The following is a 16,136-nucleotide window of genomic DNA, read 5'->3' on the forward strand; positions in this document are numbered from 1 at the left end:
CACCACCACCACCCAACCCAAGCTGATCGCCGACAGCGCAGTCTTCATCGGCGCCCTCGCCGTACCCGATGCGCCACCCGCCAGCGGCGAACATCCACTGATCGTGCTCTCCCACGGCTACGGCGGTAATTGGGGTAAACAGACGTGGCTGGCCAGTGCGTTGGCCCATCAGGGCTATATCGTCGCGGCGGTCAACCACCCCGGCACCACCACCAAGGACCGCAGCCCGCAAGCAGCCGCGCAGTTATGGCAGCGCCCGGCGGACTTGAGCCGTGCTATCGATGCAGTGTTGGATCAGCCCACGCAATTCGGCGCGGTGGCGAACAAACAGATAGCCGCTGTAGGCCATTCCCTGGGCGGCTGGACCGTGCTGGAAATCGCCGGTGCACGCTTCGATCCCGACCTGTTCGCCAAGGAGTGCAGCACCTATCCCAAGCTGGGCGGTTGCATTGGCTACCACGAGATGAATCCCGCTGCCACGCCAGAGGGCAAGGCCAAGCTGGCCGCTGACTTGAGCGACAAACGCGTCACCGCCATTGTGTCGTTGGACTTGGGCCTGTCGCGCGGCTTTACCGACGCCAGCCTCGCCGCATTGCCGGTGCCGGCGCTGGTGATTGCGGGGGGTGTGCCAACGGAAGATATGGCGCCTGAATTGGAGTCCGCCGATATGGTCCGGCGGATGGCAAAAGCTTCGACGCAGTATGTGGAGATCGCCGACGCTACCCACTTCAGCTTTATGTCGATCTGCAAGCCGGGGGCGATTGCGTTGATTGAAGAGAGCTCGCCGGGGGATGGCATGATTTGCCGGGATGGCGAAGGCGCTCGGGCGCGGGGAGTGATTCAGCAGCAGGTTGTGGGGCTGATTACTGGGTTTTTGAGTCGGTCGTTTCGGAACTGATTAAGGCGGAACACTCAACTCAAAGTGGTATGGATGGGAGCGGCCCAAGGTCCTCACATCGATACCACTGATGATTACTATCGAACCGCTCGCCTATAGGCCGACCAACGGCCCTTCCTATAATCGCTTCCCACTTCTTCCCATGCGCCTGGCCTCAGGCGACATCCCCTCTTGGAACCCATCACTATGCCAAGCGCGAGCCAGGCCTCCAGCGGCCGTCCCGAACATAATCAACAAAGCGTCAAACAGCAGTGGCTGGCGATTCTCTCGGTCGCGGTAGGTGCCTTTGCCCTGGTGACCAGTGAATTCCTGCCGGTGGGCGTGCTCAACGATGTCGCCACCGACCTCGGTATCAGTGCCGGCCACGCGGGTTTGATGGTGACGCTGCCCGGCATCATGGCCGCCCTCGCTGCACCGTTTCTGTCGGTGAGCATTGGCGCGATGGACCGTCGTTATCTGCTGATCGGCCTGACGCTGATCATGATCATCGCCAACTCGGTCGTGGCCTTTGCCAGCGACTTCAACCTGCTGCTGTTCGGCCGTGTGTTGCTGGGCATCAGCATCGGCGGTTTCTGGGCCACGGCCATTGCCCTGAGCGGTCGCCTGGCGCCCAAGGGTGTGGGCGTAGCGAAGGCGACTTCGATCATCATGATGGGCGTGACCCTGGCCACCGTACTCGGCGTGCCCGTCGGCACCTGGCTCAGTGGCCTGATGGGCTGGCGCATGACGTTCCTGGTGACCGCGCTGGTGGGCATTCCAGTGCTGTTGGCGCAGATGTTCCTGCTGCCAAGACTCACGCCGGAGAAGGCCATTCGCATCAGTGATCTGCCGGCTTTATTTATCAACCCACAAGCGCGGGTCGGCTTGATCGCAGTGTTGCTGATCGGGCTGGCGCACTTTGCGGCCTACACCTATGTCGCGCCGTTCTTCAAACACAGCTCTGGCTTCGACGGGCCGACCATTGGTTCGCTGTTGCTGCTGTACGGCGTCGCAGGCGTGATGGGCAATATTTTTGCCGGGTTCGCGGCTAACCGCAGCGTGCGCAATACCTTGCTGCTGGTGGCGTTGATGATCGGCACCAGCACCGCGCTGTTCCCGTACTTCGCCACCGGCATGACCGGCGCGGCGATGCTGATCGCGCTGTGGGGCTTTGCCTTTGGCGCCTTCCCGGCGTGCGCGAGTATCTGGATGTTTGTGGTGGCGCCCAAGGATGTCGAGCGCGGCATGCCGCTGTTCGTGGCGTTGTTCCAAGTGATCATTGCCCTGGGCTCGTTCTTTGGCGGGCAGATCGTCGACCAGATGGGCAGCGCGGTGCTGTTGAGCCTGGCCACGGCGCTGGTAGGTTGCGGTTTTGTGACGGTGCTGGTGTTGGGACGCAGGGTCAGCAACAGCTTGGCGGCGCAGCCTTGCTAGCCATTGGCTGCGATTTTTAAGCTGGTATCATCCGGGCACGTTTAACCCAGGTAGACACCCATGAATCGCCAGAAAAAACTGCAGCAGCTGTTCAAGGCCAAGGCCAAAAAGGCCAGCGCCAAATTGGCGCCCAAATCCAAGGACAGGTACATCAGCAAAGCAGAGCGGGAAAAGCTGGCGGCTGAAGCGGATCAGGCGCCAAGCGTTTCCCCGCAAGACTGACTCAGCAGCCGCTCAGCGCCACCTGACGGCGCTCGCCCACAAAGAAAAATGGCCGCAGGCGCACGCCTACGCTGTTACCGATAAACGCCGCCACCAGCCACACCCAGCCATGCAGGCTGCCCGAGGCGATGCCGCTGAAGTACGCGCCGATGTTGCAGCCGTACGCCAGGCGCGAACCGTAACCGAGCAGCAGGCCGCCGATCACCGCAGCGATCAACGAGCGGGCCGGGATCTTCAGGCTGGGGGCGAAACGCCCAGCCAGGCCGGCGGCCAACAGCGCACCAAGGACGATGCCGATGTCCATGACGCTGGTGATGTCCTCCCACACCGGCGCCGCCAGGGCCTTGGCATTGCCCGGCATCTGCCAGAACGCCCAAGCGCTTACGTCCACACCCAAACCGCTCGCCACCTTGGCGCCCCACAGGGCGAACGCCGAAGTGATGCCCCACGGCCGCCCGGCCAGTGCGAGGGTGGCGTAGTTGAGCAACGCCAAACCAATCGCGCCCCACACCAATGGCCATGGCCCACGCAGGAAGCGGCGCAAGCCCTGATGTTCGCTGGTCACGCCTTCTTCAAGCTGGCCGTGGCGGCGCTTCTCCAGATGCACGGTGACGGCCGCGATGAGCGCAAACATCGCTAGGCTGGCGAGCAACGCGGGCACTACGCCGAAGCTCTTGACGATGGACACCGCCGGGAACGCCGGCAACGCAAACCACCAGTCCACATGGTGTGTGGCGATCAGCGAGCCGCAGATAAAAAACAACAACGTCACCAGCATGCGCGCATTACCGCCGCCCACGGTGAATAGCGTGCCCGAGGCACACCCGCCACCCAACTGCATGCCGATGCCGAAAATAAACGCGCCAAACACCACCGACACCCCGGCCGGCGCCACCAGCCCGACCACTGGCTGCCCGAACAACGTGCCCGCCCCCAGCGCCGGGAAAAACAGCAGCACTGCCAGCGCGAGCATCACCATCTGCGCCCGCAAGCCAGCGCCACGGCGCTCATTGATGAACACGCGCCAAGCGGAGGTGAAGCCGAAGGCAGCGTGGTAAAGGGTCAAGCCCAGTGCCGCGCCGACCACTAGCAAAAGCACCTGGCGCGAACCGACGCTGTTTTGCAGGAACAAGGCGCCCAGCACCAGGATGACAAAGGCCACCAACGGCGCGACAGGCCTGCGCGCGGGGGTGATAGGGAGAGAGGTGCTCATGGGGTATCTCGGTTTGTTTGAAGGGGGGATTTCGAACGGACGAGTATAGCCTGTGGGAGTTGTGGAGCTTTAGCTAGGCTGCGATAGCGGAGTGTCAGGCAACGTAGAGGTTGGCAATGCCGCCGCCATCGCAGCCTCGCCAGGGCTCGACAACTCCCACATTGACCGTCACTGTGGCTGAGTACTGCGCCGGCAGCGCCTGTTCAAATCACCTCGTCCTGTTTGAGGAGTCACGAATACCGCTATGAGTTTCCTCGGTACCTTCCGCTCCCTGCGCAGCCCCAACTACCGCATCTGGGCCGCCGGGGCGTTGGTCTCTAATGTCGGCACCTGGATGCAGCGCACCGCGCAGGACTGGCTGGTGCTGACCCAGTTGACCCCGCACAACGCTGCGGCGGTTGGCATCGTGATGTCGTTGCAGTTCGGGCCGCAGTTGCTGTTGCTGCCATGGACCGGCTTTGCCGCCGACCACTACGACCAGCGCAAATTACTGATGGTCACTCAGGCGCTCATGGGTCTGCTGGCACTGACGCTGGGGGTGTTCACCGTCACTGGGTTTGTCGAACTGTGGCACGTGTATGTGTTCGCGTTTCTGTCCGGCTGCGCGTCGGCGTTCGATGCGCCGGTGCGGCAGGTTTTCGTCGCGGAACTGGTGGCCGAGAAGGATTTGTCCAACGCCATCGCACTCAACTCCACGTCGTTCAATATGGCGCGCATGATCGGCCCGGCCGTGGCGGGCCTGACCATCGCCTCGGTCGGTACTGGCTGGGCATTCCTGCTCAATGGCAGCAGTTTCTTTGCGGTGCTGGTTTCGCTGTTTTTCCTGCGGGTGTCGGGGCAGCACGCCAAGGTGCGGGCGCTGCGTACCAAGGGCAGCCTGACCGAGGGCCTGCGCTATGTGTGGGCACGGCCGGACTTGAAGGCGATCCTGCTGATGTTGTTTCTGATCGGCACCTTCGGCATGAACTTCCCGATTTTTATCTCGACCATGGCGGTAACTGCGTTCCATACCGATGCGCGCGCCTTTGGCCTGCTTTCCTCGACGCTGGCCATCGGCACCATTGCCGGCGCCCTGCTGGCCGCCGGACGCGAGCGGCCACAGTTCAAGTCGTTGCTCAACGGTGCGGCGATCTTCGGCATTGGCTGCACGCTGGCGGCCCTGGCGCCGAACTATTGGTTGTTCGCCGTGGCGCTGGTGATCATCGGCGTCGGTGCCATGACCTTCAGCAACACCACCAACAGCCTGATGCAACTCACCACCGAACCCGCCATGCGCGGCCGAGTGATTGCCCTGCGCGTCGGCGTGGCCTTGGGCGGCACACCGATCGGTGCGCCTATCGTCGGCTGGGTCGCGGACCACCTGGGCCCGCGCTGGGCACTGGGTGTCGGCGCGTTGTCGGGCATCCTGGCAGTGGGTGTGGCGGTCTACACCCTGCGTCATCGGTTGGATCGGCCCAAGTAACCCTCGCTTCGGCGTCCTTGTATAGGGGGGTGGGGTATGACACCATCCGCCCCACTATAGGTAGGGGGGGTATATCGTGAGCCATATCACAGCCAACAAAGACAGCCTGATAAAACGGGTTAAACGCATCGCCGGGCAGATTCAGGCGGTGGAGAAAGCCCTGGAGTCGGACGCTGACTGCGCCAAGACCCTGCACTTGGTGGCCGCTACGCGCGGCGCCATCAACGGCTTGATGGAAGAGATCATCGAAGAGCACGCCAGGGCGCACGTGGCGGATCCTTCCCTCAGCGAGGAAGAACGCAACAAAGGTGTCGAAGAACTGCTCGAAGCCATCCGGCGTTACGCCAAATGACGCTCATGACAAACCACGCCCACGAGCATGTGTTCCTCGGCGCTGCCCACGAAGAGAACGCCAGGCGCACCCTGTGGGTGGTGATGCTGACGGTGGTGATGATGGTGGCGGAAATTGCCGCAGGCTACGTCACCGGCTCCATGGCCTTGCTGGCTGATGGTTTTCATATGGCGACCCATGCCGGTGCCTTGGGCATTGCCGCCGCAGCCTATGCCTATGCCAAACGCCACGCGCGCAGCCCGCGCTACAGCTTCGGCACCGGCAAAGTGGGCGACCTGGGTGGCTTCGCCTCGGCGCTGATCCTGGCGCTGGTGGCCCTGGGCATTGGCGTCGAGTCGGTGATCCGCTTGCTTGAACCCACCGTGGTGCAGTTCGGTACCGCGACCCTGATTGCCATCGTGGGCCTGGTGGTGAACATCGTCAGTGCGCTGTTGCTGGGGCACGGCCACAGCCACGGGCATGACCACAACCACGAGCATGACCACGAGCATCATCACCACAGCAACGACAACAACCTGAAATCCGCCTATGTGCATGTGCTCGCCGATGCGCTGACCTCCGTCCTCGCCATTGCGGCGCTATTGGCCGGGCGCTACCTGGGCTGGGTGTGGCTGGACCCGGTGATGGGTATCGTCGGCGCCATCGTGATTGCGCGTTGGGCCTGGAGCCTGATGGGCGTAACCGCCGGCGTGCTGCTGGATCAAACCGATGAGCACGTCGCCGCCGAAATCCGCGAGCGGGTCGAGCAACCCGGCGACGCCAGGATTACCGACCTGCACGTGTGGCGCGTCGGCCCCGACGCCCACGCGGCGATTGTGAGCGTGGTCGGCCAGGCGAGCACGGATGCCGACAGCATTCGCGAGCGCCTCAAGCCGGTGCATGAAGTGAGCCACCTCACCGTTGAGTTTCGTTTGGCGTGAGTGCGCCCCCTTTACCCCATCTCCAGGTGACCTCTTGGCTAAAGACATCGAAAACCCCTGCGTCTCCACCTGTCAGCTCAGCGGCGACCTGTGCGTCAGCTGTGGACGCAGCAAGGACGACATCCGTAAGTGGAAACGCATGAAACGCCCCGAGAAAATGGCCGCGGTGCAACGTGCAACCCAACGCTTGAAGGCGTTGAAAAAGGCTAAGTAAGCCGCGTATTCAGGAGCGCCCAATCGACCCCGACACCGGAAGATTACCCAGCAATTTGAGCCCGGTGCTTTTCACGAAGGTGTCGTAGTCCATCGGCTTCTGGATGCGCGTTTCAGCATTGGGCAGCACGTAGGCCCAGGCGCGCTGGCTGGAGGCGTCGTACACCAGCTTGAACAGGCGCGTCGGCACCCAGACCTTGTTGTCACCGATGGTGCTGTAACCCTGGTCAAACAGCGGCCCGGTAAACACATACACATCACCGCCGGCGCGCTTGGCAAACTTGCGCACGTCCGCCTCGACCTTGCTCCAGATCTTGCGGTTGTTGGTGGGGTCTTGGGGCACCATGTTCGACAGCGCAAACGACTGCGCCATGGCGCGGGCGTTGGGAGCATCGGCGGCCGGAGCCTGGTGGCCGCGGTCAACGGCCGGGTGCTGGCTGCGGTAGTCGCTCAGCTCCGCGCGGCCGCCTTTTGGAATGCGCGGGTCGGCATAGAACTGGTTGGTGCGCTCCTCGCCTTTGGCATCTTTCAACTGCGCAGCGTTCAGGCGTTCGACCACCACCAACGGGGTCTTGCTGGTCTGTGAGTAGAGCACCGCAAACGTCTCGGAACACAGCGCCAGGGGTTTCATCGACGCCGGAACGGTGGCCGTCTTAATTGGGGCGGCGGCAGGGAAGAGATCGGCACAGCCATCGAATGAGGCGCGTTGTTCGGTGGGGGTGTAGGGGTTTACCAGACTGCGGGCATCTACAGCGGTAGAAAACAAAACAAGGGCCGACAGCCCGACAGCGATAGTGCGTAGGTACATGCTTTAAATCTTATGGTGAGGGTAACGGAGAAGCGCGAATGTTCGTGCGGGGCTTATGGACCCTGATTCGTCTGTTTGGTGCCGCGAGACTCACGGATAAGGTTGAACCTCTCCTACGCGCAGGGGCTCAGAAGCCTACATCCTCGGGAGAATTTTATGACCCAGACAGCACTCGTCGTAGGCGCCAGCGGCATCGTTGGCAGCGCCATCACCCAGCTACTGCTTGAACAACAATGGCAGGTCGCCGCGCTGTCCCGCCAGCCATCACAGGTGCCGGGCGTGATTCCAGTCGCCGCCGACTTGCAGGACCCGGCATCGCTGCAACAGGCCTTGGCCGATCTGAAACCCACCCACGTATTCATCACCACTTGGTCGCGCCAGGCCACCGAAGCCGAGAACATCCGCGTCAACGCCGCCATGGTGCGCAACGTGCTGGATGCCGTGCGCCCCGCCGGCAGCGTGCAGCATGTGGCCTTGGTCACCGGCTTGAAGCACTACCTCGGCCCGTTCGAAAACTATGGCAAGGGCAGCCTGCCGCAAACCCCGTTCCGCGAGGAGCAAGGCCGCCTGGATGTGGAGAACTTCTATTACGCCCAGGAAGACGAAGTGTTCGCCGCCGCAAAAAAGGACGGCTTCACCTGGAGCGTGCATCGCCCGCACACAGTCACCGGCGTAGCCGTGGGCAATGCGATGAACATGGCGACCACCCTCGCCGTCTACGCCAGTGTCTGCAAACACACTGGGCGCCCATTTGTATTCCCAGGTTCCCGCGTGCAATGGGACAGCCTCACCGACATGACCGATGCGCGGCAATTGGCACAACAACAGCTGTGGGCCGCCACCACGCCGGCGGCGGCCAACCAGGCGTTCAACATCACTAACGGCGACGTGTTCCGATGGAAATGGATGTGGGGGCAGATTGCCGATTATTTTGGCCTTGTACCCGCAGACTTCCCGGCCCAGCCCTCGCCGCTTGAGAGTCAGATGGCCGACGATCAGGCCGCCTGGAGCCAGCTCGCTGCGGAGCATGGGCTGAAGGAAACGGACATCAGCCGCCTCGCCTCGCCCTGGCACACCGATGCCGACTTGGGGCGCCCGATCGAGGTGGTCACGGACATGTCCAAGAGCAGGAAGATGGGGTTCACCGCCTACCAGGCGAGCGACCAGGCATTTTTCGAGGTGTTCGATAAGTTGCGCGAAGCACGGTTGATCCCTTAACGCACCAGGGGCAGCGTCACCACAAATTCGCTGCCCTTGCCATGCCCATCACTCATCCCCGTCACCTTACCGCCGTGGGCTTCGACCAATTCACGCACTACCGTCAAGCCAATGCCCAGGCCCGTCACGTTGAAGCCGATGGCGTGTGTGTCTTGCACGTACGGGTCAAAAATGAACGGCAGTGCCTTGGCGGTAACACCGATGCCATTGTCGGCAATACTGATCCGCAACACTTTGGCGGTCACGGTGGCCGTCATGCTGATGGTGCCGCCTACGGGCGTGTACTTGGCCGCGTTGGCCAGCAGGTTGTGCAAAATCTGCGCGAGTCGGCCCGGGTCGCCGTTGACGATCAGAGCAGCGTCAGGCAGCTCGACATCAAACTGTTGCTTTCGCGCAATCATCACCGGGCTACAGGCATCAACGGCGGCATTCAGAATACGCAGCATGTCCACTTCACTGCAGTTGATACGAAGCTTGCCGGTGCTGGCGCGCGAGACATCCAGTAAGTCGTCGACCAGTTGGGAAATATGCTGGACTTGGCCCTCGATCAACTCGCGCATGCGCGGCAGTTGATCACTGGGCAGCCGTACCATTCGCTCGGCAATCAGCTTGATGGGGGTCAGCGGATTACGCAGTTCATGGGCGACCATCGCAAGGATGCCTTTCTGCTGGTCCAACGCTCGCTCCGCTGTCGCCTGCAGGTCCTGGGCGCCGAGCGCTGCGATGACCAGTTGCGCGTTGGCCTCACGCAGTTCCTGAAACAGTTGCTCTTCCATGCCCGGCATGGCGACCGGTACGGATTGGGCCAGGAGTATGGCGAGCACCAACTGCTGGTTGGCCTCGATCAACTGCTCGACGTGCTGGGAATCCTCCAGGCAACTGTTGGCGTCACTCAGTTGCTGCTGCAATGCGGCCAGTACCGCTCGGGCTTCAACGGTTTTCTGGCCGAGCAGGAAGAGTTCGTGGGCAGCATTGGCTGCTTCACGCTCGTCCTCTCCAGCGCGTTTACTCATGGGTCAACTCAGACATTATCGTTCCTTAATTGGCTGGCTAGTCGGACGACCACCGAGCAGCCCTTCCTGGTCAGCGAGCATCTCGCCGATCTGCAGGCCATCGTCATTGATGTGATATTGGCGCAGCTCATCGCTGTGGGCACTGGCACGCACCTTGACCACGGCCATGATGCGCAACAGGCGGCTGCGCACTTCGATGTAGCGCTGCACGATGATCGCATCGGTCAGGAACGCCGTGCCGTAAGGGCTGAAGCGCAGATCGGTGTAGCGGTCTTCCAGCTCCGAGGTCATCAATACACTGACCCCGGCGCGGGTCAACGCGGTGACCATGCGTGACAGCGACTCGCGGAAGTCCGCACGAAAGGTCGGCGCCAGGGCCAGCTCAAAGCCCGACAGCGAATCGATGACCACCCGCGTGGCGTTCAAGCGGCTGATCTCGCTCAGCAACAGTTGGACGATTTCGTCGATGGACAAATCCGGCGCCCGGCTGTCCACCAGGCTGACCCTTCCGCTTTGGATCAGGTCTGCCAGGGTAGCGTTTTGCGAGCGGTTGGGCCGTTGCTCGAACACCGCGATAACGCCGGTTTCGCCATTGCGCGCACCCTCGGCCAGAAAGGTCGCCGCCAGGATGCTCTTACCCGACCCAGAAGGCCCCGCCACCAGCAGCGAATAGCCGCGAGGCAAACCGCCACCAAGCATTTCGTCGAGGCGTGGCACGCCCATTTTCAAGCGCTGCATCGGCAGCGTCATCGGTATCTCGACCGGGTTGAGCGGCGCAGGTGCGAACACATTGATGCCGGAACTGGCGATGCGGAAGGTATGCAAACCCGGCAAAGTCGGTTGGCCGCGCATCTTCATGACTTCCATCTTGCGCACCATGGAATTGCGCTCAACACTCTGGCGCAGCCAGATCAACCCGTCAGCTACGGTGAATATCGGGTTGGTGTCGGTTTCGGTGAAGTACTCACCAATCAGGAAGGTGGTCGCCTGCCAAGTGGTCATCAACATGCCCAGTTGTTGAACGAACTGCGGCAGGTTGTTGTTGGGGTTGTGCTGAGTCTGGCTGGCCAGCACCACCGAACGAAAGGAATCGACAAACACCAGCGACGGTGAATGCGCCTCCACTTCGCTGACGATGCGCCGGAGCACTTCATCCAGGTCACCTGCCAGCGTGTCGTCAGCCAGGTTGATGTAGCGAATCGAGTGGTTGATCGCATCGTTGTCGAAAAAGTCGAACTGCTGCTGATAACGCAACATCTTCAACGGCGGCTCACCCAAGACAGTGAAAAACAGCGCGGGCCGCTCAGGTGTCGCTAGGGCGAACATCATCTGATGCGCCAGCGTGGTCTTGCCGCAGCCGGGAGGGCCGGCGATCAGGTTGAACGAAAACTCCGGCAATCCTCCGCCCAGCACCTCGTCCAGCCCTGGCACGCCGGTAGCCAGGCGGTTGATAGTTACTTTGGTGCTCATGGCGAATTTTCCTGCGAAGGGGTGTCGCTCAAAGAAGGTTTCCATACGTCGCGCAGCAAACGGGCAGTCAGCGAAGGCCCAATCAGCGTGGTCAGCAGCGTGTAAAAGGTGATCAGCAGCCCTTCACCGAAAAGCAGGGCATCCGCTTCACTTTGCTCAACCAGCACGGATTTGAGGCCGAGCAGATCCGGCGCCGCCTGCGCACGTTCAAACGTGCTGGCCAGGTGGGGATGAATGGAGGCGCTCAGGTGGATGCTGCGGCGTGTCAACGCAACAACGCCCTGCTGGCCGATGATCGGCGTCAGTGCGGCATCCATGCCTTGCAGTATCGACACGATCACTTCGGCGATACGCGCGGTATCAGCGCTGGGACCAACACGGTGCGCCAGAGAAGCTACGATCTGGCGGCTCTCTTCGCTTAGCGTGGACATGACGGGCTTATATCCGATGAATTGAGACCCAGCGTACACCCTAAGGCGCTCGACCGAAGGTTTATTGAGTCGCTGTCTCAACACCAGCCCTTCGCCCCGGCCTGAAACCATGGGCACGCGCCGCCCAGACAATTGCCAGCGCCACGCCGATCAACACGAGCATCGCCCACGCAAACGAGGCCACGCCCCAGGTATCCAGCAGCACACCGCCCACCACACCACTGCCGGCGATTGCGCTGTTCCACGCCACCACGTTCAGCGACAACGCCACATCCGCCCCCTCGCCCGCCGCGATCAGCCAACTTCTGATGACCTGGGATATCGCCGCCTCGACGGTGCCGCGCCGTAGCAATCCGTCGAAATAACCGGCTTGCTTGGGCTGGATTCCCCATCGGTTAGTCAGCCCAGGCGATATAAATTCAGCAGGCCATGCTTGCTTTCGCTGATGGCACACCGCTAATCTTGCGAATAATTCTTATCCGCAGACGTATGCTCCCATGTCGGCACGCCACCTTCCCTTGAACCACGCCGTCCATGCGCTCTACACCGAGCACCATGGCTGGTTGTTCGGCTGGCTGCGCAAAAAGCTGGGCTGCCCCCATAACGCCGCGGATCTTTCCCACGATACGTTTGTGCGAATCCTCACCTCCCGCGACGCCCTCGGTGGCATGCGCGAGCCCCGGGCGTTTCTCACCACAACGGCGCGCCACCTGATCATCGACCGCGCACGCCGGCGTCATCTGGAAGACACCTACCTGCGGGAATTGGCGCTGACCGTCGAGATGATGGAGCAGTGCCAGCAGTCGCCGGAACAGATCCTCGTCACCTTGGAGGCACTGGAACAGATTGCCTTCGTGCTCGACGGCCTGACCCTGAATGCGCGGCAGGCGTTCCTGCTGTACTTCCTCGAAGGTTTGCGCCAAAGCGAGATCGCCAGCCGTCTGGGAATTTCCGAGCGCATGGTGCGCAAGCACTTGATGAACGCGCTGATGCACTGCAACCACGCGCTGGACGTATGAGCGCCGACCTCGACCAGCAGGCCGCCAACTGGGTGATCCGTCTGAATGAAGGCAACCTCAGCGAGCGCGAGCAACAGCAATTCGAACGCTGGAAGGCCGCCGACCCACGGCACGTGGCCGCGTTTGAACGCTTGCAGGGTTTTGTCGGGCGTTTGCAGGCGTTGCGCCCGCAACAGGCGCCGGTGCAGGCCGCGCTGGAGGCCGCCCGGGTACGTCGGCGCAACCCGGCCGGCCGCGTGCTGCTAGGCGTGCTGCTGGCGTTGCCGGTGGCCCTGGCGCTGCGAACTTACCCGCCCAGTTACTGGCTGGCCGACCAGCGCACCGCCCGGGCGCAATGGCAGCAGGTCAATCTGGAAGACGGCTCGCAATTGACCCTCGGCGGCAACAGCGCCGTCGACCTGACCTTCAACGGCCACCAGCGCCAGGTGCGCTTACTGCGCGGCGAAATCCTCGTGCAAGTGGCCCACGATGCGACGCGGCCGTTTACGGTGGTGACCGACGACGGCCAGATGCGCGCCCTCGGCACGCGCTTCACGGTCAAGCGCGAAGCACCGGGTACGCTGCTGAGCATGCTCGAATCGACCGTCGCCGCCACCGACGCCAGCCAGCATGACGTTGTGCAGGTGAGCGCCGGCGAACAGGCACGCATCACCCCGGACGCGGTCACGCTGCTGGGCAGGATCGACCCGCGCGCCACGGAGGACGCCTGGAAACACCATCAATTGGTGGTGCAGGACCGGCCGTTGCCGGAGGTGCTCGATGAACTCGCGCGCCAGTACGGCGGCCATGTGCAGTTCGATCGCCAGCAGTTGGCCGACCTGCGCGTGTCCGCTGTGTTGCCGCTGGATAACCCGCGGCGCGCCTTGCAATTGATTGCCGACGGCCTGCCGGTGCGTATCCGCGCGTTCAGCCCGTTGTGGTTGCAGGTCGATCGCCTGGAAAAATAGTTTCGCCTGCCGGGTTCCGCTTTTCACACCTGCCCCGTCAAGGAAGAAAGCACCTTAATAACAGGAATTTCTTCCATGCCACGCCACCTCAAGCGTTCTCCCTTACCCCTCGCCCTGGCGATCAACCTGGTCAGCCTGGCTGCGCTGAGCTTAGGCGTGTGCAGCCCGGTGGCGGCGCAGGAGGCGGCGCGTTATGCCATCGCCGCCGGGCCGCTGGGACCTGCGCTGAACCTGTTCGCCCAGCAGGCCCATGTGGCGCTGCTGTTCGACAGCACAACCGTCGCCGGCCTGAACACCCCCGGCCTGCAAGGCGACTTCCCGGTGGCCCAGGGTTTTGCCCAGTTGCTGCGCGGCAGCGGCTTGCAGGCGATGCAAGGCGCCAATGGCTACGTGCTGGTGCCGATCAACACTGCAGGTTCCTTGGAACTGGGGCCCACGTCGATCACCGGGCGGATCGAAGAAAGCAGCACCGATCACGTCCAGGGCTATGTGGCTACGCGCAACCTCAGCGCCACCAAGACCGACACGCCGATCATCGAAACCCCGCAATCGCTGTCGGTGGTCACCAGCGACGAGATCCGCGACCGCCAATCGGAAACTCTGTCGCAGACCCTCGACCTGACCCCGGGCTTCACCAGCCAGCCCACCAGTTTCAACCGCACCTCGGACCGCTTCCGCATTCGCGGCTTCGATGTGGAATCGGCCACCGGCGGCTCCCTGCGCGACGGCCTGCGCTTGCAGAACAACTCCTACGACGGCGTGCAGGAACCCTATGGCCTGGAACGGGCGGAAGTGATTCGCGGCGCGGCGTCGGTGCTGTATGGCCAACTGTCGCCGGGCGGCCTGATCAATACCGTGAGCAAGCGCGCCAGCCAGACGCCCTACCACGAGATCAACCTACAAGCCGGGCAGAACGACCGCAAGCAACTGTCCGCCGACTTCACAGGCCCGTTGGGCGACAGCGACACCTTGAGCTACCGTCTGACCCTGCTCGATCGCAAGAGCGACACCGCCGCCGACCACATCAACAACGACAAGATCTATGTGGCCCCGGCCCTGACCTGGCAACCAGACGACGACACCTCGCTGACCCTGCTGTCGTTCTACCAGAAGACCGAAACGGGCTTCTCCGCGCCGCTGCCCTATCAGTTAACCAAAGGCGTCGGCGAAGGCCGGTTCCAGATCGGCCGCCACGACTTTATCGGCGAGCCGGACTACGACGAAATGAACGGCGAGATGTCGGCGCTCGGCTATGAGTTCGAACACCGCTTCGATGAACACACGCGTATCAGCAACAAGCTGCGTTACTACCAGTCGGATGTGACGTGGCGTTACCTGCAAGTCAACATCGCCGGCGCCAACATCGGCACCGCGCAAACCACCGGCCTGCTGCGGCGCCAATACAGCGACCGCCAGGAACGCTCGCGGGGCCTGGCCAGCGACACCAATATCGAGAGCAAATGGCAGTTCGGCGACTGGCAGCACACCTTCCTGCTGGGCTTCGATGGTTACGACACCAGCTATGACTCGCACAACTTCCGTGGTACCGCACAGCCGTTGAACCTGGCGACCTACCAATATGGCCAGCCGGTGGTAGTGAATCGCAACCCGGCCGCGGACCGTGGCTCGCAGATCGACACCCTGCAAAAAGGCATCTACTTCCAGGACCAGATCAAATTCGACGAACGTTGGATTCTGCTGTTGGGCGGCCGCCATGACTGGGCCAACCAGGACACCGAACTGTTCCGCAATTCGGCCAAGAGCAGCAAGCGCGATGAAGCTACCACCTGGCGCGCGGGGCTGGTGTACAAGGCCGACAACGGCCTGGCGCCTTACATCAGCTACAGCGAATCGTTCTTCCCGGTGGCCGGCACCGACAAGGCGGGACAAAGCTTTGTGCCCACCGAAGGCAAGCAGTATGAAATCGGTATCCGCTATCAACCCGAAGGCAGCGCCACGCTGCTGAGTGCAGCGGTGTACCAGTTGGAACAGCGAAACGTGCTGAGCCAGGACCGCACCGACCTCAATTTCTCGGTACAGGTCGGCGAAGTGCGTTCCCGTGGTTTCGAGCTTGAAGCCAAGACCGAAGTCACCCCCAACCTCAGCCTGATCTCGTCCTACGCCTACATCGACGCACGCATCACCAAAAGCGATATCGCCAGTGAAATCGGCCAACGCAGCGAAGATACGCCCTACCACCAGGCCGCCCTCTGGGCCGATTACCGCCTGGCGGCGCTCGGCATCCCGCAACTGCGCATCGGCGGCGGCGCCCGCTACAAAGGCACCACCCAGGCTTCCGGCGTGCCGTCATCGATGCCTGCCTATACCCTGTACGACGCCCGCGCCAGCTACGAGATCGACCCGCATTGGGAAGTCGCGCTGAACGCCAATAACGTCACCAACAAGCGCTACACCTATTGCGAATTCGCGATTTGCCGGTATGGCGATGAGCGACAGTTGGTCAGTTCGTTGACGTATCGCTGGTAATGCTCACCGGCACCGGCTCGGCAATGGTCAGCAGCACCAGCAAGCTGGCG

General features: G+C 62.3%; 16 protein-coding genes and 1 pseudogene. 11 read left to right on the plus strand and 6 right to left on the minus strand.

Annotated features, from left to right (window positions below; translation table 11 throughout):
- The 3 genes from G9Q84_RS09035 to G9Q84_RS09045 form a co-directional block, all read left to right on the plus strand.
- Positions 1 to 898: alpha/beta hydrolase family protein (locus G9Q84_RS09035; protein WP_181643207.1), on the plus strand; the 898-nt coding region annotated here is incomplete at its 5' end.
- A 186-nt stretch (positions 899 to 1,084) separates the two neighbouring features.
- On the plus strand, positions 1,085 to 2,311 hold the full coding sequence (locus G9Q84_RS09040) for an MFS transporter (RefSeq protein ID WP_032885915.1): 1,227 nt from the start codon (positions 1,085 to 1,087) through the stop codon (positions 2,309 to 2,311).
- 60 nt (positions 2,312 to 2,371) lie between these two features.
- Entirely contained in the window at positions 2,372 to 2,533 is a 162-nt protein-coding gene (locus G9Q84_RS09045) for a DUF2986 domain-containing protein (protein WP_081797666.1), read from the plus strand.
- Between the two features lies 1 nt (position 2,534).
- On the opposite strand, the gene G9Q84_RS09050 is transcribed toward G9Q84_RS09045, so the two are convergent.
- Positions 2,535 to 3,746: a YeeE/YedE family protein gene (locus tag G9Q84_RS09050; protein WP_181643208.1), complete on the minus strand. Its 1,212-nt coding sequence runs from the start codon at positions 3,744 to 3,746 to the stop codon at positions 2,535 to 2,537.
- A gap of 244 nt (positions 3,747 to 3,990) precedes the next feature.
- On the opposite strand from G9Q84_RS09050, the gene G9Q84_RS09055 reads away from it, so the two are divergent.
- The 4 genes from G9Q84_RS09055 (at position 3,991) to G9Q84_RS09070 (ending at position 6,694) form a co-directional block, all read left to right on the plus strand.
- Entirely contained in the window at positions 3,991 to 5,208 is a 1,218-nt protein-coding gene (locus G9Q84_RS09055) for an MFS transporter (RefSeq protein ID WP_032885918.1), read from the plus strand.
- A gap of 76 nt (positions 5,209 to 5,284) precedes the next feature.
- Positions 5,285 to 5,560: a metal/formaldehyde-sensitive transcriptional repressor gene (locus G9Q84_RS09060; RefSeq protein WP_099603080.1), complete on the plus strand. Its 276-nt coding sequence runs from the start codon at positions 5,285 to 5,287 to the stop codon at positions 5,558 to 5,560.
- Positions 5,557 to 6,480, plus strand: coding sequence for a CDF family Co(II)/Ni(II) efflux transporter DmeF (gene dmeF / locus G9Q84_RS09065; RefSeq protein WP_181639378.1), 924 nt, complete (start codon positions 5,557 to 5,559; stop codon positions 6,478 to 6,480). The genes G9Q84_RS09060 and dmeF overlap by 4 nt, the downstream gene beginning before the upstream one ends.
- Before the next feature lie 34 nt (positions 6,481 to 6,514).
- Positions 6,515 to 6,694 carry a DUF1289 domain-containing protein gene (locus G9Q84_RS09070; protein ID WP_032885921.1) on the plus strand — a complete coding sequence of 60 codons (180 nt, stop codon included), beginning with the start codon at positions 6,515 to 6,517 and terminating at the stop codon, positions 6,692 to 6,694.
- 9 nt (positions 6,695 to 6,703) lie between these two features.
- Here the strand turns inward: G9Q84_RS09070 and G9Q84_RS09075 are convergent, their stop codons facing one another.
- The gene (locus G9Q84_RS09075; RefSeq protein ID WP_032885922.1) at positions 6,704 to 7,501 is read right to left on the minus strand and encodes a DNA/RNA non-specific endonuclease; all 798 of its coding nucleotides are present in this window, start codon (positions 7,499 to 7,501) and stop codon (positions 6,704 to 6,706) included.
- A gap of 156 nt (positions 7,502 to 7,657) precedes the next feature.
- On the opposite strand from G9Q84_RS09075, the gene G9Q84_RS09080 reads away from it, so the two are divergent.
- Positions 7,658 to 8,719, plus strand: coding sequence for an SDR family oxidoreductase (locus tag G9Q84_RS09080; RefSeq protein WP_032885923.1), 1,062 nt, complete (start codon positions 7,658 to 7,660; stop codon positions 8,717 to 8,719).
- Here the strand turns inward: G9Q84_RS09080 and G9Q84_RS09085 are convergent.
- From G9Q84_RS09085 to G9Q84_RS09100, 4 genes and pseudogenes are all read right to left on the minus strand, one after another.
- Positions 8,716 to 9,732 carry a sensor histidine kinase gene (locus G9Q84_RS09085; protein WP_181643209.1) on the minus strand — a complete coding sequence of 339 codons (1,017 nt, stop codon included), beginning with the start codon at positions 9,730 to 9,732 and terminating at the stop codon, positions 8,716 to 8,718. The two genes, G9Q84_RS09080 and G9Q84_RS09085, sit on opposite strands and share 4 nt — an antisense overlap.
- Before the next feature lie 15 nt (positions 9,733 to 9,747).
- Positions 9,748 to 11,202 carry an ATPase domain-containing protein gene (locus tag G9Q84_RS09090; protein ID WP_032885925.1) on the minus strand — a complete coding sequence of 485 codons (1,455 nt, stop codon included), beginning with the start codon at positions 11,200 to 11,202 and terminating at the stop codon, positions 9,748 to 9,750.
- On the minus strand, positions 11,199 to 11,633 hold the full coding sequence (locus tag G9Q84_RS09095) for a hypothetical protein (RefSeq protein WP_181643210.1): 435 nt from the start codon (positions 11,631 to 11,633) through the stop codon (positions 11,199 to 11,201). Before G9Q84_RS09095 ends, G9Q84_RS09090 begins: the two co-directional genes overlap by 4 nt.
- Positions 11,634 to 11,694: 61 nt before the next feature.
- A pseudogene (locus tag G9Q84_RS09100) lies at positions 11,695 to 11,925 on the minus strand (MFS transporter); the annotation flags it as partial.
- Positions 11,926 to 12,130: 205 nt separating this feature from the next.
- Between G9Q84_RS09100 and G9Q84_RS09105 the strand changes: the two are divergent.
- From G9Q84_RS09105 to G9Q84_RS09115, 3 genes are all read left to right on the plus strand, one after another.
- The gene (locus G9Q84_RS09105; protein WP_181643211.1) at positions 12,131 to 12,652 is read left to right on the plus strand and encodes a sigma-70 family RNA polymerase sigma factor; all 522 of its coding nucleotides are present in this window, start codon (positions 12,131 to 12,133) and stop codon (positions 12,650 to 12,652) included.
- Positions 12,649 to 13,599 (plus strand): FecR family protein, encoded by a 951-nt coding sequence (locus G9Q84_RS09110; protein ID WP_181643212.1) that lies wholly within the window; start codon positions 12,649 to 12,651, stop codon positions 13,597 to 13,599. The genes G9Q84_RS09105 and G9Q84_RS09110 overlap by 4 nt, the downstream gene beginning before the upstream one ends.
- Before the next feature lie 75 nt (positions 13,600 to 13,674).
- Positions 13,675 to 16,086, plus strand: coding sequence for a TonB-dependent siderophore receptor (locus G9Q84_RS09115; RefSeq protein ID WP_181643213.1), 2,412 nt, complete (start codon positions 13,675 to 13,677; stop codon positions 16,084 to 16,086).
- Positions 16,087 to 16,136 lie beyond the last annotated feature (50 nt).

The sequence above is a fragment of the Pseudomonas sivasensis genome (genome assembly GCF_013778505.1).
Taxonomy (GTDB): Bacteria; Pseudomonadota; Gammaproteobacteria; order Pseudomonadales; family Pseudomonadaceae; genus Aquipseudomonas; species Aquipseudomonas sivasensis.